This is a genomic window from Guggenheimella bovis (genome assembly GCF_054492335.1).
The window spans coordinates 849,995-873,911 of sequence record NZ_JBQWTF010000001.1 but is presented as its reverse complement, the minus strand read 5'-3'; the positions used below and the strand labels follow the sequence as shown (position 1 = coordinate 873,911).

The window sequence follows — 23,917 nt, the reverse complement described above, 5'->3', positions numbered from 1 at the left end:
GATGAAACAGAAAATTCCAACAGGCGTAAGCCTGCTTATACTTGTCGTCATCGGTTTAATCGTCTTTAACCGTGGGGCACTCCTCTCCATCGTTCGGGGAGATCAGGTGACAGGACATGCCTCGGTAAAGATGATTAAAGAGTACGAAATCACGAGAACGGAAACCGATCTCATGGAAAACGTCGTATCGAGAGAAAACATCCTACTCTTTAGTGAAAGAGGTGTTTTACGTGCCTTTGACCTCGAGGGAAATGCCCTCTGGTCGAAGGAATTTAACGACAATGTCATTCTCGATCACTCTCGTGGCATTACGCTCGTTGTTGAAAAACAGACGGGAAATACGTATCTATTAAATGAACAAGGAGAAGTCGTCGCATCGAACCTCGCAAGGGGTGCAGTCGTAAGTGTTGACCTCCTTGAAAATAAGACGGTCCTCCTTTTTAACAAAGGAAATAAACGCGTTCAGCTCTTAGATAATAAGCTCGAGCAGATTGCTGACCTTGAAATTCCAGACGGCTCCATCATTAATGCTGACGTCAGCCTTGAAGAGCAGCGCATCATGGTTCTCGTCTTAAAAGATAACGCAGGAACACTTACGAGTTCCTTCCTCGTCTTTAGTCTTCAAGGGGAGCCTTTAAAAAACCAAGCGCTTCCTGACATTGCTATGAACGTCTTCTACCAAAAGAACGAATACTTTGTCATCTATCCTTGGGGCATTCAGATGCTCGATGAAAAGATGAACTCTTTAGGAAAGGTCGAGCTTTCAAAGGTCAATAGCGCTTACCGTGATGGTTCGAGCCTCTACCTTACGACGGGATCGAGTAATCCAGTGAGCTCCAAAGGGGAACTCGAAATCACGAAGTTCTCACTCGACTCAAAACGTATTGAATTTCATAACAAAATGAAGGAAAATTATGATAACATAGATACGAACAAGGGTTATGTACTCATGCAACAGAAAAATAATGTCATGTTGTACAGTGACGACGGTGCACTCGCTTACCAAGAAACGTATCAAGAATCCGTTCGAAAGGCGATGCTTCCGAAAAAGAACATCATGATTCTCGTCTACCCAGATAAAATCACTGTGAACGAAGTTACTTATTGAGGTTATTATGACGGATATCCTAATTCTCATTACGATCCTGCTTACACTCTTTGCAGGCTACAGAAAAAACCTATTTCGAAATTTCTTCGACTTCTTTAGCATCTTTGCTGCTCTCGTGGTCGCCTTCCGTCTATTCGGAACGTTTGCTGGATTCGTCCAAAAGATCCCAGGCATAAGCCACATCTTAGGAGCCGTTCAAAAGGGCATTCTTTCTCCGCTTTCTAGTATGGACGAGGAGACACAGTTTACCCTAAAACAGCTCCATGAGATCAACATGACACCAGAGTTCAACTACTTCTTTAAACAAGGTAGCTTCTTTAGAGAAAAGGAATCGATCGTCTTTACAGAGCTCGCAATACAGCTCATCACGAACATCATCGCCATCATCCTTCTCTACTTGCTCGTTTTCTTCCTTACACGCTTCATCGGAGGACTCATTGAAAACAGTAATAAGATGGCAGGACTCACCTCGATCGACCGCACCGGTGGAATCATCTTTAGCTTATTAAAGAGCTTTATCTATGCTTCTTTAATCGCTATCGTCGTTCACTCGGTAGCATCCTTCTACAACTCTGGATTACTTTACGACCTCTATCACAAATCTATTCTGGCTAAGTTCTTCTATGAAGACGCCATGATCACCTTTTTCTTGAGGTAAAGATGAAGCTTGAAATCGGAGATATTATTCTCGTCAAAAAGCCACATCCTTGTGGTGGGAATAGCTTTGAGATCGTAAGAAAGGGAGCAGACATGAAGATGCGCTGTCTTACGTGTGAGAAGGAGCTCTGGATTACAAGAGAAAAACTAGAACGAAAGATCCGAAAGATCAACGGAGCGCTCCCTGAGTAGGAGCGTTTTTTCTTATGAAACAGATACTGGAACAAAAGCCGGAGCTAAAGCAAAAGCTCGCTTTAACGCAAAACATGATGCTATCCCTAGACCTCTTGAGCTATTCTACTGACGAGCTCGAGGAATTTTTGCGTAAAGAAGTCGAGATGAATCCGCACTTTTCAAGAAATCCGATCGACATCACCAACTTGGACCTCGCTCTCTTAGAGCCCGTCGATCCGAAAGAAGCGCTAGAAACCGAGTTATCGCTTTTACGACTAAGTGCTCCACTCCATTCACTTGTAAGCTACCTCATTCATTCCTTGGATCGAAATGGCTTTTTAAAAGACCTCGATCGAGATCCGAGACTCAGGCGAATCGAAAAGAAAGAGCTAGACCGTGCAAAGGAGATTCTAAAGAGCCTAAGTCCACCGGCGGGAGCTGAGGATGTGACAGAAGCGCTTCTCATGCAGACCGATGATGAGCTCGTAAGAGCTCTTATCACAGACCATTTAGAGAGCATCGCTTATGAAGACTATGACATCATAGAAGAAGCCCTCGAGATCTCTGAAGAGACGCTTCAGGAAAAGCTCGACATCCTAAGAAGTCTTCAGCCGATGCCCTTTAGTGAAAATCAAGTCCTTTCGAGACCGGTCGATGTCATGATAAAAGACGACTTCACCTTTGAGCTTTCAAAGCTTAGCTTTCCCGATAGTGAAATTGTTGAACTCGAGGGACGCATCAAAGAGTACTACGACCGCGCAAGCTTTATCGTAAAGGCTTTAAAAAAGCGAGAAGAGCTCATGAAACGAATCCTTGAACTTCTCTTACGAGAACAGAGGGGATTCTTCTTAGAGGGTGAACTCTTTTTAAAAAAGCTCACGAGAAAAGACGTCGCAGAGCACCTTCAGATTTCTGAATCGTCTGTGACGAGAATCCTAAAAGACCGCTCCTTTAGCTATAAAGGGGACGTCTATCCCTTTCGCGTCTTCTTTCCAAGCGGCGTAGGAAGTGCAGCAAAGCCCTTGATCCTCTATGCTATGAGCCACATTATTGAAGAAGAAGACAAAGCGCATCCTCTCAGTGATGAAGCCATCAAAAGAGAGCTACAAAAGAGAAATATTCAAGTTTCTAGAAGAGTTGTGGGTAAGTATAGAAACGAGTTAGGTATAGGAAATCGGACGGAGAGAAGGAAGAAATCTCATGTTATAAAAAGAATATTATAATTCAATAGAAGAAAAAGGTTTTTTTCCACACTTCTTCATCTCTTTATAGCTTTTCTTGTAAGATGTGAGAACTCTCTTAAGATCATCCATGTTTTTCTATTCGCATCAATACGGATCTGAGCAGGAACGGTAGACATCTGTTCATCACCTTTCAATATTTGTAATAACACAAGTAGTTTACACTGTAAATTAAAAGAATAATACTAGCAACATATAGGGGCATATACTTATGCATAGGTAGAATACTTAATATGAAGAAGTGTCGCTTTTATTTTGGAAACGAATCCATTAAGGGGATATGACACCGCTTTTGAAAAAACTTGCCAATGATCTCAAAAAATGATAGAGTAAAAGTGGGTCATAGTATACATAAACTCAAGCAAAATCATAGCTAACAGACTTGTTAAAATGGAGGTGGTCTATGTTTAAGAAAAAACTATTCATTGCCTTATTCTCTATAATGATCGTTTTCTCTTTAGGAAAATTGGCTTTTACTGAATCGAATTCCAAGCCTGAAGAAAAAATAAAAGCGGTCATTGAACAGTTTTATGATTTGTCCTACGAAAGCACTATAGACCTTGAAATAAAAGACATGAGCCTAGTTTTAGATGATGAATCTAAATTTGGGAAAAACCTCATTGTGTATATAAAAGAAGGCATCGCAGAAAATGCATATACCTTAGAAAAGGGGTATGCTGATATCCCTAGAAAGAGGCTGCCTCTCATATTGTCTTTTGAGAAGATCGCAGTCCATGGTGAAACTGCAATAGTCTGGCTCAAGGTTGATGGAGATAAGGATGGGGGATATCCTTTTTTCATCTCGCTTGGTGATAATACAGTTACACTTAAGGAATCAGGTGGGAAATGGATCATAGAATCTATCAAAGCCGATAATAATGTACTGATGAAGCTACTAAATGAGAGTGAGTTTAAGGCTAGCGAATTATCAGATATACAAAAACAAGTGGATATAGAATACGGAGTAGATGAAAAATCTTATAAGGAGTCAAGGTACGTGCCATATGACGATTATGCGTATTCAGCCACCAGATCTGTCGCTTATGCAGATCAATTTGTTACTAATAGGAATACGTTTTTTTATGACGCGGGGGCTGACTGCACGAATTTTGTATCGCAGTGTGTTTCTTATGGATTTGGAACCACTAACTCTTATTCTTTGCCAACTTCTTACCGAATGGTACTTGGCACATGGTCTGCAGGTAGTGGTGGAGGTCTTCCCGCTTGGGAAACAGTAGGTTCGCATTGGAACTATATGTTTATGAATAAAACAGGTCAGGAGGGCCCAAGAGTTTCCGATAGAACGTGGGAAACCTTGTCTGACGGTGGAATAATGCAAATTGACTTTAACAAAGACGGAATATATGATCATAGTGCAATATGCGTATCTAAGAATTTAGGTAAATTTGCACAACACTCTTCAAATCGCTACAACTTCTATAGTAAATATATTGGACAAAAGAGGTTCTATCAGCCGTTATTTTTCAGAAAATATTAGGGTTTCATAAGGAGGCAAAACCGACAAAGCACGTTGAAAAGGCGGTAAATAACAATTGTTAAGTGTTCCACTAGATGGAAAATACAATCAATCAAATACCTTATTCGAAAGAGCAAGCCAGACTGGGCTTGCTCTTCTTGTTTTACTACTATCATTGTCACTGGTTAGTAAGGGTATTATGAAATAGGTTCCTTTGGATCACAGAAAATACAACAGCCACTGAATCCTGAGGCTAGTTTTCATAAAAATTGCAACTCCCATAACATGAAGAAGTGTCGCTTTTATTTTGGAAACGAAGTAAACGAAATCAAAAACACGATCTTCTCTAAAAATCCACTTCCAAGTGCGACCATTTCATGCTATAATGGCTGATGTCGCTATTACTCTCTGCTCCAAAGTGTTTTTGGGGCCGAAACGACCAAAGGGAGGTAAAAATGAAGAAATACGAAAGTATCGTTGTCTTTCGACCAGACATGGAAGATGAAGCAAGAGTTGAACTTCTTGAGAAGTTTAAGAGCATCATCGAAGCTGACGGTGTAATCGAGTCGATCGACGAATGGGGCAAGCGTCGTCTTGCTTATGAAATTGAAAAGCTAACTGAAGGCTATTATGTACTTATCAATTTCGAAGCAAACGAAACACTACCTAAAGAACTTGAAAGAAATTACCGAATTTCTGATAAAGTGCTTCGTTATAACGTCATTCGCAAAGATTCTTAGGAGGGCAAATGAATCAGGTTATTCTAATCGGACGATTAACTCGTGATCCGGAACTACGTTATACTCCGGCTAACCAACGAGCAGTAGCTACTTTTTCTTTAGCGGTAGACCGACCCTTCTCACGCGATAACAAGACCGACTTCTTTCGCGTGACGGTTTGGGGAGCTCAAGCTGAAAACGTCTCTAAATACCTGAGAAAAGGCTCTCAATGTGCCGTTCACGGTAGAATTGAAAACAACTCCTACCAAGATAAGGACGGCAACACACGATACACCACAGACATCGTCGCAGATAGCGTCGAATTCCTAAGTAGACCGAGTGGGTCCAACGAGGAATCGAGCTACCCACAAGAACCAGAGGATAGTTTCCCCATGGTGAACGACGATGACATTCCGTTCTAAAGGAGGACAATATGGCATTTCGTCCACGTAAAAAGAAAGCTTGTCATTTCTGCACAAACAAAATCGAAGAAATCGATTACAAAGATATTCGCACACTCCAACGTTACATCTCAGAGCGCGGTAAGATCTTACCACGTCGTGTAACAGGCGCTTGTGCAAAACATCAACGCAAGATTACGACAGCTGTAAAACGTGCAAGAGCAATCGCTCTACTACCATACGTTGCAGACTAATCAAAAGACCTTCATGTTTACGTGAAGGTCTTTTTCTTACGGAGGTTATTATGTTGGATCAGCTTCTTCAATTACAAAATATTGATCAGGGGAGACTCCTCTTTATCGGAGGCGTCGTCCTGATTCTCTTGGGCATTATTGTCTTACTTTTGGCGAAGAAAAAGAAGTAGTTACTTGTAGAGGATTCGCTCCCAGTTCTTATGAGTTACCTTTTGAATGACTCTTTCTGGAATGAATTCCTCTAGTGCTTCACTAAAGGCTTTCACATCTTTGTAGTTTGTAAGGACGTCGTAGTTCTTTCGAGGACCATCGAATCCTTCTTCAAAGAGCGTGTCGCACATGTCGAGGCCAAAGCCCACATGATCTTCACCGACGACATCGATCATGTGTAAGAGCATCATGCCGAGATCGCCTACAGAAGGCTTTTCTTTCGCTGAAACGAAGCTACTAGCTACATTTAATCCAATGACTCCACCGCGATCTGCGATGGCTTTGGCATCTTCGTCCGTTAAGTTTCTCGGAACATTCGTAAAGCTTCTTAAGTTCGAATGGCTCGCAATGATACGTCCCTTCGTTTCTTTTAATACGTCCTTTACGCCGAGGTCACTAAGGTGCGAGACATCTATTATGATGTCGTGTTCTTCGAGTGCCTTTAAAAGCTCAAAGCCCTCTTTTGTAAGCCCTGGATTATTCGTGGGAAAGTCAAAATCACAACCACTGGCAAAGCGATTGACTCGACTCCAGGTGAGGCCTACGAGACCGATTCCTTCCTTCTTAAAAAAAGCCACATCATCGAGCGATTCGATGGGTTCTGCGCCTTCGAGTGAAAAAAATGGTGTAATAGGGGAGTCCTCCCAGTAGTCTTTAGCGGCCTTTAACTGCATAAGAGCACTTTCCTTGGGATGAGTTAATTCTTCGCCCTCTAAGAAGATGGCATTAATGATAGCCTTTACGCCATGCTCTACCATATCTTCTTCAAAACGCGTCCTAAAAGCTTCTTTTCCATATTTTAGAATATATTGTGGTATATCACTATGTGCATCAATGATCATGATTTCCTCCCTTCATATCATACAATAAAAGAAATGATTCGTGCTATAATGGTGTTGAAACCCAAGAGGAGTAAAAGGAATGAATAATTTAGCATTTGGCCATAACAACAGCATGCTCGTCGATCTTTACGAGCTTACCATGAGTAACGGCTACTTCCAGCACGGTATGAAAGATCTCGTCGTCTATTTTGACATGTTCTATAGAAACAATCCCGACGATGGTGGTTTTGCGATTAGTTGCGGCTTAGAGCAACTCTTAGAATACATCGAAGAGCTTGAATTCACCGAAGAGGACATCGATTACCTGCGCTCTGTGGGAATTGATGACGAAAACTTTCTCGACTACTTAAGAGACTTCAAGTTCACTGGTGACGTATGGGCTATCCCTGAAGGTACACCCGTCTTTCCAAGAGAACCGATGGTCACCGTCCGTGCTCCTATCATTGAAGCACAGATTCTAGAGACCATGCTTCTACTTATCATTAGTCACCAGACACTCATCGCATCCAAAGCCAACCGCCTCGTGCGCGCAGCCCAAGGAAAGCCGATCGTAGAATTCGGTGCGAGACGTGCTCAAGGTAAGGATGCAGCAACGAAAGGTGCTAGAGCTGCCTACATCGGTGGCGTCATCGGCACCTCAAACCTCATGGCAGGCGAGCGCTATGGCATTCCCGTCTATGGCACCATGGCACACAGCTGGATTCAAATTTTTGACGATGAATATCAAGCCTTTAAAGCTTACTGTGAAGTCTATCCCGACAACGTAAGCCTTCTTGTCGATACGTACAATACGCTAAAAAGTGGCATTCCAAATGCCATTAAAGTCTTTAATGAAGTCGTTCTTCCGAGTGGCCATCGTCCCAAGTCGGTTCGTCTCGACAGCGGTGACCTCGCTTTCTTATCGAAGGAAGTTCGAAAGATGCTCGACGAAGCAGGCTTTGAAGACGTAAAGATCATGGCTTCAAACTCCATTAACGAAGAGACACTAAAAGACCTTCGTGACCAAGGAGCAAAGATCGATTCCTACGGTATCGGTGAAAACCTCATCACTTCATCGAGTGATGCCGTACTAGGAGGCGTTTATAAGCTCGTAGCCGTCGAGCACGAAGGAATGATCGAACCCAAGATCAAGATTAGTGAAAACATCGGAAAGATTACGGTTCCTGGCTTTAAACAAGTCTACCGCATCTACGACAATAAGACAGGAAAAGCGTTAGCCGACTACATGACCTTACGAGATGAAGTGATCGATACCTCAAAACCTTTAGAGATCTTCGACCCCATCTACACTTGGAAGCGTCAAACGCTCGAAAACTTCAGCGTTCAAGAGCTTCTCGTTCCCGTCATTCGAAACGGAAAACGCGTCTATCCGAAGTTAGAAATTAATGAAATTAACGAACACCGCATCAAAGAAGAGGAGCGCCTATGGGACGGCGTAAAACGCGTCCAAAATCCGCACCGCTACTTTGTCGACCTGTCCCAAAAACTTTGGGACGTTCAACGCGACCTTTTAGATAGGCTCGCACATCGAGGAAGGTAATGACCCACACCCAAATTTTGAAGAGTCTCCTATACACATCGCTAGCTGTTGCTATCGTCTTATTAGCCGTGTTTGTACCAGGGCTCTCTTTTGCGATCTTTTTGATCCCGGTACTCTTTCTAACACTGGGGCTACGCTTGACGCCGATGCATGCTTACATTGCAGCCGGCTTCTTTCTCTTTGTCGTAGCACTCCTCTTTGGAAACGCACAAGCGATTACGATGGGACTTCTCTTTGCACTGACGCCGGCAGCCTTTACGCTGTATTTAAAATCCAACGAACACATTGAAGATACGATCATGAAGAGCACCATCGTATCCTTTGCAGCTCTCATCATGAGTCACGTTGCCATTCAAGAAATCAGTGGTCAGAGCGCCGCTCAAATGATCGCCGCCAATTTAAAGCGGGCCGTATTAAATAGCGAAGGGGCATTAAAGCCCATGATGGGAAACCTCTCCATTAGTACAGAGGAACTCATAAAGATTGCAACGAGCATGCTTCCAACGGTCCTTTTTAGCATGGCTCTCGCTTGGATTCTCGTACTCTTTGGTGTCGCTTTACTCTTAAGAAAATTTGGCATGGTGAAGTTCTACACGCAGCCGCTCGCAACCTTCCGCTTTAGAAAGCTTACGATCGGCCAGCTCTTAAGCTTCATCTTCATCCTCTTTTTAGGAGCACTTATCAGTAATAACGAAGTCTTTTTGACGAACATCATCTCCATTCTCTACCTCGTCATAGGTCTCGAAGGAATGAGCGTCGTCTACTTCTTCTTACGAGTAAAGAAGATGAGCCCCTTTGTCGGTGGCCTCATCATAATCATCAGTGTCTTCATTCCCTTTGTACAAAGAATCTATGGCGTCGTAGGCCTTATCGATAACGTCCTCGACTTCAGAAAATTGGAGCATATCAAATCATGAAGGATCCAAAACGCTTTACGCGCGAACTAGGCGAAAACTTCATCATTGTCGTCATCATTTTGGCCGTATTGAACGTTCTTCTCTACGTCGCAAAGCCTGACTTCGGTTACGTCGGAATCGCCATCAGCATGGCCTTTATTCTCTATTCCTTGTACCGTGGCTTTGAGAAGAGATCCAACTGGGAAAAGTTCATGCGTGAGCGCGAGGAAGAGCTCTCTGAAAGTCACCTTTCAGGAATCGTAAACATGCCACTTCCTCTCGTTATCTTAGATGAGAATGGAGTGATTCTCTGGTATAACTCGCTTTTCCGCTCCTTTATTCCAGGAAAGAAAGATCTCATTAATAAGCCTATTACAGAGCTCTTTCCCGAATGGAAGTGGAATGAACTTCAAAAGACAGAGGAATCCTATTTTGAAGAGAATATGGAAGAAAAGAGCTACCGCATCTATCGCACTGTAAGCTCTCTTTCTGACCCCAAGCTCTTTACACTCTACTGGATCGACATCACCGAGTACAAAAAGCTCGAACAGCAATATCAAGACGAAAAGCCACTCTTTGCTCACGTTCAAGTCGATAACCTCGACGAAATTCTTAAGAATGCCGAGGAGGGTTCTGCACCTTTTATCATCAGTGAAGTGACGAGTGTCTTAAAAGAATGGGCCAATCGCAATGAAGCCATTCTTCAACGAGTCGATGAAGACGAATACAATGTCACCCTTCAAAGCGGAAAGCTCATCGGCATGGAAAAGAGACGCTTTCAAGTGTTAGATGACATTCGACGCATCGACCGTGGAAATAAGAGCCCGATTACACTATCGATCGGTTTAAGTCACGACGGAGAAGACATCATCGAGCGCGACCTTTTAAGTAGAAAAGCCTTAGAGCTTGCTTTAGGTCGTGGTGGTGACCAAGCTGTCGTGCGTCAAGACGGAAGCTATCAATTCTTCGGTGGACGTTCAAAGAGCGTCGAGCGCATCAACCGCGTTCGAAGCCGTGTCATTGCACAGAGCTTAAAGAACCTCGTCGCCGATTCAGAAAATATCTACATCATGGGTCACCGCTATCCAGACCTCGACTGCTTCAGTGCAGCCGTCGGATTAAGTCGGTCCATGATAAACCTCGGAAAACACGCGAACATCATCATGAACGAAGTGACAGAGAGCGTTTCCGAAGTCTACAACATGGTGAAAGCTCTTAAGGAACACCGCTTCGTTAAGAGTTCTGAGATTAAAAACCACATCAATGAAAAAGACATCTTAATTATCGTAGACACCCATCGTCCCACCTTTACGGATGATCCAGAGCTCTTAGGTGCCTTTAAGACCAAGGTCGTCATCGACCACCATCGTCGTGGCACAGAGTTTATCGAAAGCCCAGCGCTCACGTATCTCGAGCCCTACGCATCGAGTACGGCAGAGATGGTCGCTGAGCTCATTCAATACATCTCGGATAAGCCGAGACTTGAGCCGGAAGAAGCGAATGTATTACTTGCAGGCATCGTCCTTGACACCAAGAATTTCGTCTTTAATACGGGTGTGAGAACCTTTGATGCCGCAAGCTATCTAAGACGCCAGGGTGCCGATACACAAGTGGTTCGTGAGATCTTTAAGGATAAATTTGAAGAGAGTATCTTAACGAGTCAAATCGTTTCGAATAGCGTCCTGATCCGTGAAGGCATCGCCGTCTCCATGATTGAAGAACCCGTAGAAAACATCTCTAAGATCATCTCTATCGGTGCCGATGAACTCATCGACATTCGAGGCATTCACACTTCCTTTGTACTCGGTATGAACGTGAACAAAAAGATCTTCTTAAGTGCAAGAAGCAACGGAAATATCAATGTACAAGTAGTCACTGAAAAGCTCGGTGGCGGTGGCCACTTAGAGGTTGCAGGGGCACAGTTTGAAAATACGACATTAGAAGAAGTACGCGCTCGACTCATTCAAGCGCTCGATGAATATTTGGAGGAACAATGAAAGTCATTCTCTTAGAAGACGTGAAAAGTTTAGGAAAGAAGGGTGAGGTCGTAAACGTCAAAGACGGCTACGGCAACAACTTCTTAATTAAGGGTGGAAAGGCTATGCTCGCAACCGATTCCAACATGCGAGAACTAGAGAGCCAAAAGCGCGCGAAAGAAAAGCGCGACCTCGAGCACTTAAAGGAGTGCGAAGCCTTAAAGGAAAAAATTGAAAAGACGCCCATTACACTTCCTGTAAAAGCAGGAGAACAGGGAAGAGTTTTCGGTTCCATTACGAGCATGGACATCGCTCAAAAAATGAACGACCTCGGCCTCCCGATCGATAAAAAGGACATTGAACTAAAGGCTCCCATTAAAGAGCTAGGTGATTATACCGTTCCTGTAAAGCTTCATACCAAGGTTACAGCAAAGATCAAGCTACACGTCGTAGGAGAATAAGATGGCCGTTCAGCCCAAGGTACTCCCTTATAACATCGATGCCGAACAGAGCCTCTTAGGGGCGATGATTTTAAGTAAAGAAGCGATCGCCAATGTCATCGGTTCACTGAAGCCATCAGACTTTTTTAAAGAAAGCCATCAGATCATCTACGAGCAGATTGAAAAGCTCACCGTAGGTACGGAGACCATCGATGCCATCGTCTTAGCCGATAGCTTAAAGGACATCGGTAAGCTTCAGGCGATCGGTGGACAAGAGTACCTAGAAGAGCTCCTCGTAGCAGGATCTCTCACTTATAATGCCCAGGAATATGCTCGAATCATTCGAGAAAAGTCGGTCCGAAGAAGACTCATTTCAGCTTGTGATTCGATTAAAGAAACGGCTTACTTTTCTGAAGGAAACGATAACGTCCTAGAGCTTGCAGAAGAGCTCATCTTTGACATTAGTGAAAGACGCGACCAAGAGGGTCTACGTTCTGTTAAAAAGGACCTCGTCTTCGTTCAGAATCAAATTGCCGAAAATGCCAAGAATCCCGATGCTATTCGAGGACTTTCTACAGGCTTTATCGATCTCGATAAAAAGACCCATGGCCTTCAAAAGAGCGACCTCGTACTGATCGCTGGAAGACCATCGATGGGTAAGAGCGTGCTCATGATGAACATCGCTCAAAAGGTCGCACAACGTGGAAAGCACGTCTGCGTCTTTAGCTTAGAAATGGACCGTACGAGTCTCATCTACCGTATGTTAGCGACCGAAACGCGCATTCCCCTACAGAACATCATGAACTTTAAGCTCTTCGATGAAGACTGGAAGAAGCTTGCACTCGCCTATAAGGTGATCGGAAACTTTAACCTCTCGATCGATGACACCCCAGCGATAACCGTTCAAGCCCTACGAAGTAAGCTCCGTCGCTACCGCATGGAAAACGGTGCCTTAGACCTCGTCTTAATCGACTATCTGCAGCTTATGGACGGCGGTGGGGGAGAAAACCGTCAAGTCGAGATCTCCTCGATATCGCGTGGCTTAAAGATGATTGCGCGCGAGATGGGCTGTCCCGTCGTCGCCTGCTCTCAACTTTCTCGTGGACCGGAGCAACGTACCGACAAGCGCCCGATGCTTAGTGACCTGCGTGAATCAGGTGCTATCGAGCAGGACGCAGACCTCGTCATGCTTCTCTACCGCGACGAATACTACAATCCAGAAAGTGAAGAAAAAGGCGTCGCTGAAGTCATTATAGCGAAGCAAAGAAACGGTGAAACGGGTAAGGTTAAACTCGCCTGGCTCGGTGAAACAACGACCTTTGATAACCTACTCTACGAAAACAAGCGTGACTAACGCTTGTTTTTTTCGTTCCATTGGGTATGTATAAGTATCACGTATAAAGGAGTACACATGGATATTTTAGATATTGTAAAGGCAATGCTCGGAGGAAACCAATCCCCGAAAGGAAATTCTGGCACAGGAACCATCGTAAAGATGGCACTACCGATGATCCTACTTGCACTACTCAGAAACTCACAAAGTAAGAAAAAGGCAGAAGCTCTTGGCGACGCCCTTCAAAAGCACACCAAGGACCAACTCGATAACGACATCTTTAATAAAATTGAAACGGCAGACGAACAAGATGGTTCTAAGATTCTTGGACACATCTTCGGTAGAGATAAATCTGGCATCGTAGAGGAAATTGCTAAGAACGCTAACGTATCCACAGAGGATGCAGAGGGCGTCATCGCAAAACTCATGCCTGTTATCATGGAGATGCTCGCCAATAAGACGAAGACCGACCGTTCACCTTCGAGAATTCAAGATGCAGTCACAGAAGAACTCTCCAAGGTTCAACGTGAAGCAGGTCTACCGAACATCACAGAGTCCATTAAGGACATGCTCGGTGGAGGAAGTAAGCCTCAAAGCTCACCTATGGGCGGAGGACTCGGTGATCTCTTTAAAGACATCCTCACAGGAAATCAGGACCATGAAGACACTGACGGTGGCGGACTCTTAGATAGCCTCGGCGGTAAAGGTGGTCTAGGCGATCTCCTTGGAAAAATGTTAGGACAGTAAGAGGGGAGAAACACCCCTCTTTTTTCTATGCATAAGCTTACGATTCATTCCCCCCTAGGCCCACTCACCATCTACGAAGAGTCAGGGCTCATTACAGAACTAAGATATAAAGAAGATGAAAACGACCCTTCAGAAGTCCTCTTTGAAGCGAAAAAACAGCTTTCGGAGTACTTTTCAGGAGAGAGAAAAGACTTCGATTTGCCGCTAAAGATTCAAGGCACCGCCTTTGAAAAAAGAGTCTACGAAGAACTTCTAAACATTCCCTTCGGTGAGACGATTAGCTATGAAGAGCTAGCAACGCGTGCAGGGTCTCCTAGAGGATGCCGTGCAGCCGGTCAAGCGAACGGAAAGAACAAGCTTCCTATCTTCATTCCCTGCCATCGTGTCGTCGCTAAAAACGGCTTTGGAGGCTACACAGGAGGGCTCGATAAGAAGCACTTTCTAATACGCTTAGAAAAGAGAAGTGACGTCGTGACCATTTTAGATCACGACCTTTCGATGCTAGAAAGAAAGGATTCCAGACTAAAAAAGCTCCTCTCAAAGGAAAAACCTTTGAGAGTGCGTCCGACGACCCTCTTTCAGGCTCTCTTAGAGACGATCGTCGGCCAGCAGATTTCAGGAAAAGCCAAAGATACCATCATGAAGCGCATCGAAGAGAGAGGATTACTGAAGGAAGAAGACTTTTTGAATGCTGATCTTACAGGAATCGGCTGTTCTCAAAGAAAAATTGATTACATCAAAGGAATCGCAGAAGCCCATTTGGACGAAAAAAATCTCATCATGTCAACGGATGAAGAGATTATAAATGAGCTTACACAATTGAAAGGCATCGGAAGATGGAGTGCAGAAATGATGCTCATCTTCTACTTTGACCGAGGCGATGTCTTAAGTCTTTTAGACCTCGGCATTAAAAAGGGACTGGAGCGATTCTTTCCCGGAGAAGACCCGCAAGATTTAAGAATGCGCTTTTCTCCCTACAATACGACGCTTTCACTCTACCTTTGGGGCTAGAGACCGGCGCTTCGAACTTCTTTTCCAGCAAATTCATGAACCGACGAAACCATGGCAAATCGCTGGAAAATGGCGTCTCCGTAGCGCTTACGAAGATTATCTAACGTGAGATTTGTACTTATGACAAAGCTCTTTTGCATCCTCGTAAGGGAATTTATGAGCTGGAAGAACTCCGACTCAAAGTGTTCTGATAAATACTCCTTACCGAGGTCATCGATCACGATGAGATCGGCACTTAAGAGCTCATCTCGGTAGCTCGGAAGCATCTTAAAGTCGACCTTAAAGAGCTCCGGAGCACTTTGATAGATGACATAGTAGCCTTTTTCCGAAAGGCTCTTAGCCAGTGCATTTAATAAATATGTCTTTCCTAAACCAGAGGGCCCGTAGAAGATCATACTTTTACCGGGCTCTTCTTGAAAGCGCTCAAAATAGCGCTTCGTATACGTATAGATACTAAGAGTCTCCTGACGCTGAGTGGGATCTCTAAAGATATCGGCCGTCCACTCTTCTAAGTTGGGACCTCTTCCGCCCGTTAAGTCTTCCGAACGATAGAGCTCTTTTGAGAGCTCTCTTTTAAAGCACAGACAGTCTTTTCCGTCTTTTGTTCCGGTGTCGTTACAGAGCGTGCAGTCATAGTGAATGTCTAAGTAATCCTCTGGAAGTCCATGGATCTTTAGAAGCTTCTTTCGCTCTTCGCCCTTTCTCTCTAGAAGCTCATTTAAAGCCTCTTCGAGACTTTCTTTGGGCTCATCTTGGCTCGCTAAAAAGAAGCTTTCACTCGAATCTCTAATGGCGTCATCGATCTCTTGAAAGCGTTTATCTAACGTATAAAGTTCGTAGCGCCTTTTTAGCGCTTCTTCCTTTCGCTCTGTGCGCTTTCTTTCGAAGCGCTCTACGAGCTCCTTTCGAATCCTCTCTCGCATCTTAATTCCTAAACATCTTCTTTAGATCGTCTTCTTCGGGTTTTTCAGCTTGTTCCTTTTGACTATTTCTAAAAGCCGCATCGAGATAAACCATCGTGGGTTTCGATTTTCTCATCGTTATGGTCGTAATCTTATCGATAATCTCATCGATACCGAGTTCAAACTCATCGAGCCAGCGGTCGATACACTCTTTATCTCCCGCTGTGGGGCTCTCGTAGCCTCTTCCTAGGGCCTCGAGTACGCGCTTATAGTAGAGCTGTCTTAAGTTTAATCGCTCTTCAAGTAGGAGTACGTCATTTAACGTAGAAGCCCCATTTTCTAACCAGTAGCGAAGCTTCTCGATGACACGCACTGTCCTTCTTGAAGCACGTCTCGACTGATCGTAGGCTTTACAGACGACGTCTTCTTCGACCGTCTTATCCTTTAAAAAGTCAGCTAAATTTTGACGCTCGAGTTCCGTTAAAGGGACGGCGATGACATGATTAACTGCATCGAAGAGGCGCTGAAAGTAAGGGTTGTAGTCGATCGATAGCTCTGTTCGTTTTCGGTCGAAGTTACTTTCTATGTAGAGGCTTCTTACGCTAATAAAGCGAATCTCATCAGTCATACCGACTCTTTGTCTTTTAAGAAGTCCTTGCTCTTCCCAGTAGGAGAGTGCTTCTTCAAGCTCCTCTTGACTGAACTTTAAGAGCTCTTTTAGCTCTTTTAGTTCAATTTCCTGGTACTTCGATAAGAGGCGGACGACCATGAGGTAAAGCTTTAAGGCCTTTTCAGGCGCGTAGAGCATGAAGTCGTCTAAAAAGATATTTTCAATTGTCGTGGTATTGAGATCGAAGATCTCAGGCGTTTTTTTAATCACACTCGTTCTCCTCTACTCATTATAACGAAGAGCGAGCTAATTTTTGTTACAGAATCGTTTTATTTTCTTCTCCCTTTTGTGTTATACTCGGCCGAGGAGGATTTATGACCAAACGAATCATTCTGATGCTCCTCGTTTTGTTTTTTCTAACCATCCCTTCTATGGGCTTTGCTTTAGAAGCGAGTCAAAACGAATGGCTCTACGAGACCAAAACCCAAAGACTAGATAAAGAATTGGTCGACATCGATGGAGCGTACGGAGCACAGTGCACAGACCTTGTCCATCACTATGTAGACGCCATCTTCTACTCTGATCACCGTGAGACCTTAGGCTTCGGAGATGCGAGTTCCCTTTACTATAATGCAAGCGAGATCTACTTTGAAAAGATTCCTTTTGAACTTGGCTTAAAGCCAGAGCTCGGTGACATTGTCGTATGGGGTGGAGGAAGTGGTCACATTGCAGTCATTAAAGGTGTCACAGACGATGCCTTTTACGTCTTTAGTCAAAATAGCTTCGGTTCAGGTAGAACACCTGTTGAAGAAAAGTGCTACTATGCACCCGATTACTTCTTAAAATACAACAGCGTGAGACCCATTGGGTACCTCAGACCGAGACCTATCTATCTAAAAGGCTTTGTATTGGAACGACTCAATCCAAACTACATAATCCTAGGAGAAGAATAATAATCTTCTCTTTTTTTGTTATAATGGATCTATGATAGATTACTGTTCCTTAGCTAGCGGTTCGAGTGGCAACTGCCACTTTTTAAAAGTTAATGGCCACGCCTTTCTCGTCGATGTCGGCATGAGTGCACGCTACATCACAAATAGTCTCTTAGACATCGGAGAGAGGATGGAAGACATCGAGGGAGTCTTTATTACCCACGAGCACTCCGATCACATTAAGGGGCTAAAGGTGCTTCTAAAAAAGCACTCCTTTTTTCTCTTCTTACACGAATCGATCTACGACTACTTAAAAGACGATTTGGAAACCATCGACAGCGACCGAATCATCTTGATCGAGCCTGATAAGCCTATCGAGTACGAAGGGGTCGTTATTAAGCCTTTTGAAGTGAGTCACGACGCCAGAATGACGCTTGGATTCACCTTTTACTCCATTAACCGCGTCCTATCGATCGCAACCGATATCGGTTACGTCTCAGAGAAGCTCGTTGAGACGCTTAAAGAAGCAGAATTTTTAGTGCTTGAGAGTAATCACGATGAAGCACTCGTAGAGGTGGGGCCCTATCCTTACGTCTTAAAGCAGCGTATCTTAGGAGAGCGTGGACATCTTTCGAATAAAAATGCAGCCCTTTTAATCGCTAGACTATTTAAAGAAGCAGGAAATCTAAAAGTTGTTCTTTTGGCTCACTTGAGTGAGCACAACAACTACCCCGAGCTCGCCCTCATGAGTGTCACCGGACTTCTTCGAAAAGAAGGCATCGAAGTCGATGAGGATCTCATCGTCCACGTTGCTACGAGAAATCAGGTGACCGAGCTCTACCGCATCAGTTAAAAAAAAGAGATATGTACTCTCTTTTCATGGGGCTGTGCTACAATATTGATATCAATCGCGAGGAGATTAAAATGAAAAACATATTCCGTCCAGAGCTTGAAAACCTTCAGGCCTACGTTCCAGGAAAACCCATCGAAGATGTTATGCGTGAGTTTAACCTCACGAAGGTCGTAAAGCTTGCTAGTAATGAAAACCCCTTAGGACCCTCTCCCAAAGCTGTAGAGGCGATTAAGGAAATGGCTGGCATGGTAAACATCTATCCCGATCCTTCTGTTAGAGCACTTCGTGAAAGACTAGCGAAGAAGCATGGATTAAAGCCAGAAGAGATCATGGTAGGTAATGGTGGTGAAAGCCTCATCCAACTCATCGCGATGAGTATTATCGATAAGGGTGATGAAGCCATCGGAGCATCTCCATCTTTCTCACTCTACGAGATCAGTGTAACGCACATGGGAGGCGTCTTCCATAACGTACCGCTCCTAAAAGGAAGCTTCCAGTACGATCTCGAAGGAATGCTCGCTAAAGTCAACGAAAAGACGAAAATTGTCTACATATGTAATCCGAATAACCCTACAGGAACGATCCTTGAGACGAAAGCACTAAACGACTTTGTCGATAAGCTTCCCGAGGATGTCGTTCTCCTTTTAGATGAAGCTTACTACGACTTTGCCGTTCAAAGCGGACTCGACTATCCCAATGGTCTCGATATTCTAAAGAGACGCCCCAATACGATTGTTCTAAGAACCTTTGCTAAGGTCATGGGCATCGCAGGAACGCGCGTAGGCTACATCATGAGTAACGAAAACATGCTAAAAAACATCTCGAAAAGCGCAGGTGTATTTAGCGTAAATAGACTAGCACAGGCTGCTGCTCTTGCCAGTGTCGATGACGAAGAGCACATTAGAAAGAGCGTTGAATTAAACAAGAAGTCAATGCATGCCTTTATGGACTACTTTGATAAAAAAGGACTCACTTACGTTAAACCAGGCGGTAACTTCATTTGGGTCAATGTAAAGACAGATACTCGAAAGCTCTTTGTAGAGCTACAAAAGGAAGGCGTCATTGTAAGACCGGGATTCTTATGGGGAGATGATGAGTGGCTTCGCATCAGCGAAGGTACACCCGAGGATACCCAGACGTGTATTGACGCATTGGAGAAGACGATCAATGGATGAAGGAAAGATTAATCACGTAAAACAAACGATGATCGAGGCCATGGCTCAGAGCGATAGCACGCTCTACAGCATGGTCTACGGCCAAGAGGGACAAATTCTCATGGAAGGTGGACTTGTCATTCAAGGACCTGAAAACATCGAGAATCAAATTCGAAGCTTTATGGACCTTCTAGGCCCCTTGACGTTCAAACTCACCAAAAAGGACCTCTGGGATCAAGGAGATATCGCTTATGAAAGCGGATTCTTCTCCTATAGCTATTCCGATCAAAATGAGGAACCCTTTTATACGGGTACCTACGTCTACATCTGGAAACAATGCGATAACGGCGAAGTGTGCTTACTTCGAAACGTAAGCATTGACGACTAATGTATACGACGCTTCGCATATCGATCGAGGAAACGACGCTTCTAAAGCCACGTGAATCGGTTCTTGTGATTGCCATGAGTGAACGAGAAGAGTTTTTCTTGAACTCCTTTATCGCGAGAGAAAAGCTCTGTGTCGAATTTCCCATAGAAAACGTTGGACCTACAGAAACACCAACACAAACAGCCTTAAGAATATTACATGACTATGCACTCGAATGCGAATCACTTAAGCCCTTTGGAAAACTCTATCCAAAGGTTTCAAACGTCGAGTGCATTCACTTGTTCCTTGCAAGGAATGCTAAGCTCGTTGGAAACCGTGCGCTCATTTTAGCCGATCTCGAACTACTCTTAAAATACATGGAAATTGGTGTCTTTTGCTCAGAAGAAGGCAAAGAGGCACTCGTGAAGCTCATGCGATAAGGAGAAGAAATGGACAAAAAGACCGAACGCAGCTGGATCCTCTATGACTGTGGAAATAGTGCTTACTCGATGGCCATCACGACTGCACTCTTTCCCGTCTTTTATGGTATGTTAAAAACGGGAGGAAGCTCCATGGATCTAGGCTACGTCAATAGCGTAGCCGGTATTATCATTGCACTCATTGCACCTATTTTAGGCACCCTTGCAGATCATAAAGGTAAAAAGAAACGCTTCTTTTCCTTTTTTTTCTTATTAGGAATCATCACAACCGCAGCTTTAGGTATCGCTCCTATGGAGATGGTAAACCTCATTACGATCCTCTTCGTTCTAACGAACGTAGGATTTTCGGGTAGCCTCATCTTCTACGATGCCTTCTTAATCGACGTCACGACCGATGAACGAATGGATGACGTCAGTTCCAAAGGCTTTGGCTACGGCTACATCGCATCCATCATTCCCTTTGGCATCTCCCTTGCCGTCATCTACCTCTTAGGTATGAGTAAGCCCATCGGTTATCAGATTAGCTTTATGATTACCGCCCTTTGGTGGGGACTCTTTACGATTCCACTCTTAAAAAACGTCAAACAAATCTACTACGTAGAAAACACGAAAAACGTCATTCGTTCGAGCTTTAAGCAGCTCTTTGACACCATGAAGCAGATTCAAGCTTACCCTGTCATCACGCTCTTTTTAGCGAGCTACTTCCTCTACATCGATGGCGTTGGAACCATCATAAAAATGGTCGTTCCCTATGCAGAAAGTGCGCTCGGAAAAGGCCTCGACATGATGCTTCTTTTGATCTTCTTACTCGTCATTCAGATCATCGCCTTTCCTTTTGCGATCCTCTACGGAAAGTTAGCGAAAAAGCTAGGCACATTAAAGATGATACGAATCGGTATAGTAACCTACATCATCGCCGTCGTCTACGCTTACTTCATGAAATCGATCGTAGATATCTTCGTCTTAGGCTTCTTAGTCGCTTCGGCTCAAGGCGGTATCCAAGCGCTATCGAGAAGCTACTTTGCAAAGATCATCCCTAAGGAACGATCCAATGAGTTCTTTGGTTTTTATAACATCTTTGGTAAATTTGCAGCCATCATGGGACCCTTCATTATGAGCGCTGTGACAGACCTCACAGGGTCTGCTAGAATCTCCATCTTTGGAATCCTACCCCTCTTTATTTTGGGTTACCTTTTGAGTCTAAAGTTACCGAACTTTGATTCGCTTGACTAGAATAACTTAAACTTATAAAATGAGGTAAATCTAGTCATAGTAGCGAGAGATCCCATGAAAGAATACTTCACGCCGCGTTTTTACGCATTACCTGAAAAAAAACAAGAACTCATTATCGATAGAGCTATTGATGCCTTTGCGAAAAAAGGCTTTTATGCGACGAGCATGACAGATATTGCCAAGGCCACGCAGACGAGCATAGGAAGTCTTTACAACTATTGTACAAGTAAAGAAGACCTGTTCTGTGCTCTCTTTAAAGCCACCTTTGTAGGGATGGGAGAGCGGTTAGAAAAGGCTCTTCCAGATGAGATGCCCTTTAAGGAAAAATTAGAGGCTTCTTTTTCGATTGCCTTTGATAACATCGTCAATAACCCTTCTCTCATTCAGATATACAACAGCCTTCGAACAGAATCGAATCCTGGCCTTGCAGAAGAGCTTGTCATCATTACAGAAGGCGAGTGGTTCCCCTTCATTAAACGCATGGTTCAGACGGCGATCGATAAGGGGGAAATTCGAAGTGACATCAACATTGAAGGGTATTCGCTCTTTATAGACATCCTCATTACGAGTTATCAGGCCATGCAGACCTCCGACTTCTTAAAAGCCAAGCTCAGACTCTTTTTCCATTCGATCGATGAAGACAGCGACCTAAGACAGCTTTGCCTCGATGCCATCTACCGTTATGGAGGGGTGCAGTAACTTTTGCCCATTTCAGTTTCTTGTGGTATACTGATTTAGAAGAGGTGAAAGCTATGAACAGACCAAAGATAGTACAGATTAAAGAAGTACTGGAAGAACAAGTAGGAAATCGTGTTCAGCTCCAAACCAATCGTGGTCGCAAGAAGGTTCGCATTGCGCATGGCGTTATCACCGAAGCATATCCCAGTCTCTTTGTCGTTAAAGTGGACGATGGTGCTGCCCCACGCAATGTTTCCTTCAGCTATGCTGACGTCCTAACAAAGGCTGTCATTGTGACCTTTGAAGGCGAGACTGAAAACAACATCCTGTCATAAAAGAACAGCTGACGCTGTTTTTTTACTGTATAACTCTAGGAGGAAGAAGTGAAACCAATACTCAATGTCCAATCCGACATCGGAAAGCTCAATCGGGTGCTTTTACATCGGCCTGGTAAGGAGCTAGAAAACATCACTCCATCTACGATGGAAAGATTGCTTTTTGACGACGTTCCCTATCTAGAACTCGCAAAGCAAGAGCATGACATCTTTGCAGGTATCCTACGTGGAGAAGGCGTAGAGGTCGTCTATCTAGAAGATCTCGTAAACGAAGCACTTCACACAAAGGAGCTTAAAGATCAATTCTTAAAGCAATACCTTAAAGAGGCCAAAGTCGAAGAAAAGAACTTCCAAACACTTTATGATTACCTCAATCAATTTGAAGGAAGAGCTTTCGTCGACAAAGTAATCGCTGGTGTAAGAGAGAGCGAAGTTCCTGAAATTAAGGGAGCTAAGAACTACCTACACATCGATCCAATGCCAAACCTCTACTTTACACGTGACCCATTTGCAATCGTTGGTAACGGTGTAACGATTCACCACATGCAAACGGAAACTCGTAACCGCGAGACCATCTTCGGTCAATATGTCTTTGACAATCATCCTGACTTCAAAGATGCTCCAAGATATTACGACAGAAACTGCAAGCACAGCTTAGAGGGTGGAGATATCATTGTTCTAAATGATCATCTGCTTGCAATCGGCGTAAGTCAAAGAACAGACTTTGATGGTATCCTTGAGCTTGCAAATCGCATTCTTCCAGGAAAAGAAAACGCACACATCCTAGCACTTCATATTCCTGTTAAACGTGCTTTCATGCACCTAGATACAGTATTTACGATGGTAGACTACGACAAGTTTACAATCCATCCAGAGGTAGAAGGCCCATTAAAGATCGACGACATCACATACGTCGACGGAAAGCTTAAGATCGAAGAAGTTTCCATGGACCTCGAGACAGCACTTAAGACTTACCTCCAACTCGATAAGGTCGATCTCATCCGCTGTGCAGGTGGACTCGGAATCGATGCTGAAAGAGAACAATGGAACGACGGATCCAATACACTCGCTATTGCTCCTGGTAAGGTTGTCGTTTACGATAGAAACTACGTTACTAACGAGATTCTCATCCAACATGGCATTGAACTCTTAAAGATGCCATCAGCCGACCTTTCAAGAGGACGTGGTGGTCCACGTTGTATGTCCATGGCTCTCAACAGAGATCCACTAAAAAAATAAAGATATCAACAGATAGAAGAAGACTCTAGATAGAGTCTTCTTTTTTACGCTTAACAATTGTTGATAAAGATGTGGAAAAGGTGTGAATTATGTGTGCAAAACACGTTTCATTTATGCTATAATGACTATGTGAAACTATGTCCATTTT

27 protein-coding genes are annotated in these 23,917 nt (G+C 43.9%); 24 read left to right on the top strand and 3 right to left on the bottom strand.

Translation table 11 applies throughout. The features are described from left to right. Nucleotide 1: 1 nt before the first annotated feature. The 8 genes from ACUB3H_RS04260 (at nucleotide 2) to rpsR (ending at nucleotide 6,031) form a co-directional block, all read left to right on the top strand. Nucleotides 2-1,108, top strand: coding sequence for a DUF5711 family protein (locus tag ACUB3H_RS04260; RefSeq protein ID WP_459129419.1), 1,107 nt, complete (start codon nucleotides 2-4; stop codon nucleotides 1,106-1,108). A 7-nt stretch (nucleotides 1,109-1,115) separates the two neighbouring features. Next, nucleotides 1,116-1,766 (top strand): CvpA family protein, encoded by a 651-nt coding sequence (locus ACUB3H_RS04255; protein WP_459129418.1) that lies wholly within the window; start codon nucleotides 1,116-1,118, stop codon nucleotides 1,764-1,766. Between the two features lie 2 nt (nucleotides 1,767-1,768). Continuing rightward, entirely contained in the window at nucleotides 1,769-1,957 is a 189-nt protein-coding gene (locus ACUB3H_RS04250) for a DUF951 domain-containing protein (RefSeq protein ID WP_459129417.1), read from the top strand. A gap of 14 nt (nucleotides 1,958-1,971) precedes the next feature. Next, nucleotides 1,972-3,162 (top strand): RNA polymerase factor sigma-54, encoded by a 1,191-nt coding sequence (locus ACUB3H_RS04245; RefSeq protein WP_459129416.1) that lies wholly within the window; start codon nucleotides 1,972-1,974, stop codon nucleotides 3,160-3,162. A 421-nt stretch (nucleotides 3,163-3,583) separates the two neighbouring features. Continuing rightward, nucleotides 3,584-4,678, top strand: a complete 1,095-nt coding sequence (locus ACUB3H_RS04240; RefSeq protein ID WP_459129415.1) for an amidase domain-containing protein — start codon at nucleotides 3,584-3,586, stop codon at nucleotides 4,676-4,678. A 434-nt stretch (nucleotides 4,679-5,112) separates the two neighbouring features. Beyond that, nucleotides 5,113-5,397, top strand: a complete 285-nt coding sequence (gene rpsF, locus ACUB3H_RS04235; protein WP_459129414.1) for a 30S ribosomal protein S6 — start codon at nucleotides 5,113-5,115, stop codon at nucleotides 5,395-5,397. Nucleotides 5,398-5,405: 8 nt separating this feature from the next. Then, entirely contained in the window at nucleotides 5,406-5,798 is a 393-nt protein-coding gene (locus ACUB3H_RS04230) for a single-stranded DNA-binding protein (RefSeq protein WP_459129413.1), read from the top strand. 11 nt (nucleotides 5,799-5,809) lie between these two features. Next, nucleotides 5,810-6,031 carry a 30S ribosomal protein S18 gene (gene rpsR, locus ACUB3H_RS04225; protein ID WP_459129412.1) on the top strand — a complete coding sequence of 74 codons (222 nt, stop codon included), beginning with the start codon at nucleotides 5,810-5,812 and terminating at the stop codon, nucleotides 6,029-6,031. Nucleotides 6,032-6,201: 170 nt separating this feature from the next. Here rpsR and ACUB3H_RS04220 read toward each other — a convergent pair whose 3' ends face one another. Further along, nucleotides 6,202-7,083: a dipeptidase gene (locus ACUB3H_RS04220; protein WP_459129411.1), complete on the bottom strand. Its 882-nt coding sequence runs from the start codon at nucleotides 7,081-7,083 to the stop codon at nucleotides 6,202-6,204. A gap of 79 nt (nucleotides 7,084-7,162) precedes the next feature. Between ACUB3H_RS04220 and ACUB3H_RS04215 the strand changes: the two genes are divergently transcribed. The 7 genes from ACUB3H_RS04215 to ACUB3H_RS04185 are packed head-to-tail and all read left to right on the top strand — an operon-like array spanning nucleotide 7,163 to nucleotide 15,026. Further along, complete coding sequence (locus ACUB3H_RS04215; protein WP_459129410.1) at nucleotides 7,163-8,623, top strand: nicotinate phosphoribosyltransferase; 1,461 nt, start codon at nucleotides 7,163-7,165, stop codon at nucleotides 8,621-8,623. Then, complete coding sequence (locus tag ACUB3H_RS04210; protein WP_459129409.1) at nucleotides 8,623-9,540, top strand: DUF2232 domain-containing protein; 918 nt, start codon at nucleotides 8,623-8,625, stop codon at nucleotides 9,538-9,540. Before ACUB3H_RS04215 ends, ACUB3H_RS04210 begins: the two co-directional genes overlap by 1 nt. Further along, a complete protein-coding gene (locus ACUB3H_RS04205; RefSeq protein WP_459129408.1) occupies nucleotides 9,537-11,516 on the top strand; it encodes a DHH family phosphoesterase in 1,980 nt (659 codons plus the stop codon). Before ACUB3H_RS04210 ends, ACUB3H_RS04205 begins: the two co-directional genes overlap by 4 nt. Then, nucleotides 11,513-11,956 (top strand): 50S ribosomal protein L9, encoded by a 444-nt coding sequence (gene rplI, locus ACUB3H_RS04200; RefSeq protein ID WP_459129407.1) that lies wholly within the window; start codon nucleotides 11,513-11,515, stop codon nucleotides 11,954-11,956. Before ACUB3H_RS04205 ends, rplI begins: the two co-directional genes overlap by 4 nt. A 1-nt stretch (nucleotide 11,957) precedes the next feature. Beyond that, nucleotides 11,958-13,289: a replicative DNA helicase gene (gene dnaB / locus ACUB3H_RS04195; RefSeq protein ID WP_459129406.1), complete on the top strand. Its 1,332-nt coding sequence runs from the start codon at nucleotides 11,958-11,960 to the stop codon at nucleotides 13,287-13,289. Between the two features lie 57 nt (nucleotides 13,290-13,346). Continuing rightward, nucleotides 13,347-14,015, top strand: a complete 669-nt coding sequence (locus ACUB3H_RS04190; RefSeq protein ID WP_459129405.1) for a DUF937 domain-containing protein — start codon at nucleotides 13,347-13,349, stop codon at nucleotides 14,013-14,015. A gap of 27 nt (nucleotides 14,016-14,042) precedes the next feature. Beyond that, a complete protein-coding gene (locus ACUB3H_RS04185; RefSeq protein WP_459129404.1) occupies nucleotides 14,043-15,026 on the top strand; it encodes a methylated-DNA--[protein]-cysteine S-methyltransferase in 984 nt (327 codons plus the stop codon). On the opposite strand, the gene ACUB3H_RS04180 is transcribed toward ACUB3H_RS04185, so the two are convergent. Together ACUB3H_RS04180 and ACUB3H_RS04175 are read right to left on the bottom strand one after the other, a co-directional pair. Beyond that, nucleotides 15,023-15,949 carry an ATP-binding protein gene (locus ACUB3H_RS04180; RefSeq protein ID WP_459129403.1) on the bottom strand — a complete coding sequence of 309 codons (927 nt, stop codon included), beginning with the start codon at nucleotides 15,947-15,949 and terminating at the stop codon, nucleotides 15,023-15,025. The two genes, ACUB3H_RS04185 and ACUB3H_RS04180, sit on opposite strands and share 4 nt — an antisense overlap. Nucleotide 15,950: 1 nt before the next feature. After that, nucleotides 15,951-16,808, bottom strand: coding sequence for a hypothetical protein (locus ACUB3H_RS04175; protein WP_459129402.1), 858 nt, complete (start codon nucleotides 16,806-16,808; stop codon nucleotides 15,951-15,953). A 104-nt stretch (nucleotides 16,809-16,912) separates the two neighbouring features. Between ACUB3H_RS04175 and ACUB3H_RS04170 the strand changes: the two genes are divergently transcribed. From ACUB3H_RS04170 to ACUB3H_RS04130, 9 genes are all read left to right on the top strand, one after another. Continuing rightward, nucleotides 16,913-17,491 carry a CHAP domain-containing protein gene (locus tag ACUB3H_RS04170; RefSeq protein WP_459129401.1) on the top strand — a complete coding sequence of 193 codons (579 nt, stop codon included), beginning with the start codon at nucleotides 16,913-16,915 and terminating at the stop codon, nucleotides 17,489-17,491. A 31-nt stretch (nucleotides 17,492-17,522) separates the two neighbouring features. After that, the gene (locus tag ACUB3H_RS04165) at nucleotides 17,523-18,323 is read left to right on the top strand and encodes an MBL fold metallo-hydrolase (RefSeq protein WP_459129400.1); all 801 of its coding nucleotides are present in this window, start codon (nucleotides 17,523-17,525) and stop codon (nucleotides 18,321-18,323) included. A gap of 71 nt (nucleotides 18,324-18,394) precedes the next feature. Next, nucleotides 18,395-19,498: a histidinol-phosphate transaminase gene (gene hisC / locus ACUB3H_RS04160; protein ID WP_459129399.1), complete on the top strand. Its 1,104-nt coding sequence runs from the start codon at nucleotides 18,395-18,397 to the stop codon at nucleotides 19,496-19,498. Continuing rightward, nucleotides 19,491-19,865, top strand: coding sequence for a YybH family protein (locus ACUB3H_RS04155; RefSeq protein ID WP_459129398.1), 375 nt, complete (start codon nucleotides 19,491-19,493; stop codon nucleotides 19,863-19,865). Before hisC ends, ACUB3H_RS04155 begins: the two co-directional genes overlap by 8 nt. After that, on the top strand, nucleotides 19,865-20,284 hold the full coding sequence (locus ACUB3H_RS04150) for an NUDIX hydrolase (protein ID WP_459129397.1): 420 nt from the start codon (nucleotides 19,865-19,867) through the stop codon (nucleotides 20,282-20,284). The genes ACUB3H_RS04155 and ACUB3H_RS04150 overlap by 1 nt, the downstream gene beginning before the upstream one ends. A gap of 9 nt (nucleotides 20,285-20,293) precedes the next feature. Further along, nucleotides 20,294-21,517 (top strand): MFS transporter, encoded by a 1,224-nt coding sequence (locus ACUB3H_RS04145; protein ID WP_459129396.1) that lies wholly within the window; start codon nucleotides 20,294-20,296, stop codon nucleotides 21,515-21,517. 54 nt (nucleotides 21,518-21,571) lie between these two features. Then, entirely contained in the window at nucleotides 21,572-22,216 is a 645-nt protein-coding gene (locus tag ACUB3H_RS04140; RefSeq protein WP_459129395.1) for a TetR/AcrR family transcriptional regulator, read from the top strand. A gap of 53 nt (nucleotides 22,217-22,269) precedes the next feature. Further along, a complete protein-coding gene (locus tag ACUB3H_RS04135; RefSeq protein ID WP_459129394.1) occupies nucleotides 22,270-22,530 on the top strand; it encodes a Veg family protein in 261 nt (86 codons plus the stop codon). A gap of 48 nt (nucleotides 22,531-22,578) precedes the next feature. Next, the gene (locus tag ACUB3H_RS04130) at nucleotides 22,579-23,769 is read left to right on the top strand and encodes an arginine deiminase (RefSeq protein WP_459129393.1); all 1,191 of its coding nucleotides are present in this window, start codon (nucleotides 22,579-22,581) and stop codon (nucleotides 23,767-23,769) included. Nucleotides 23,770-23,917 lie beyond the last annotated feature (148 nt).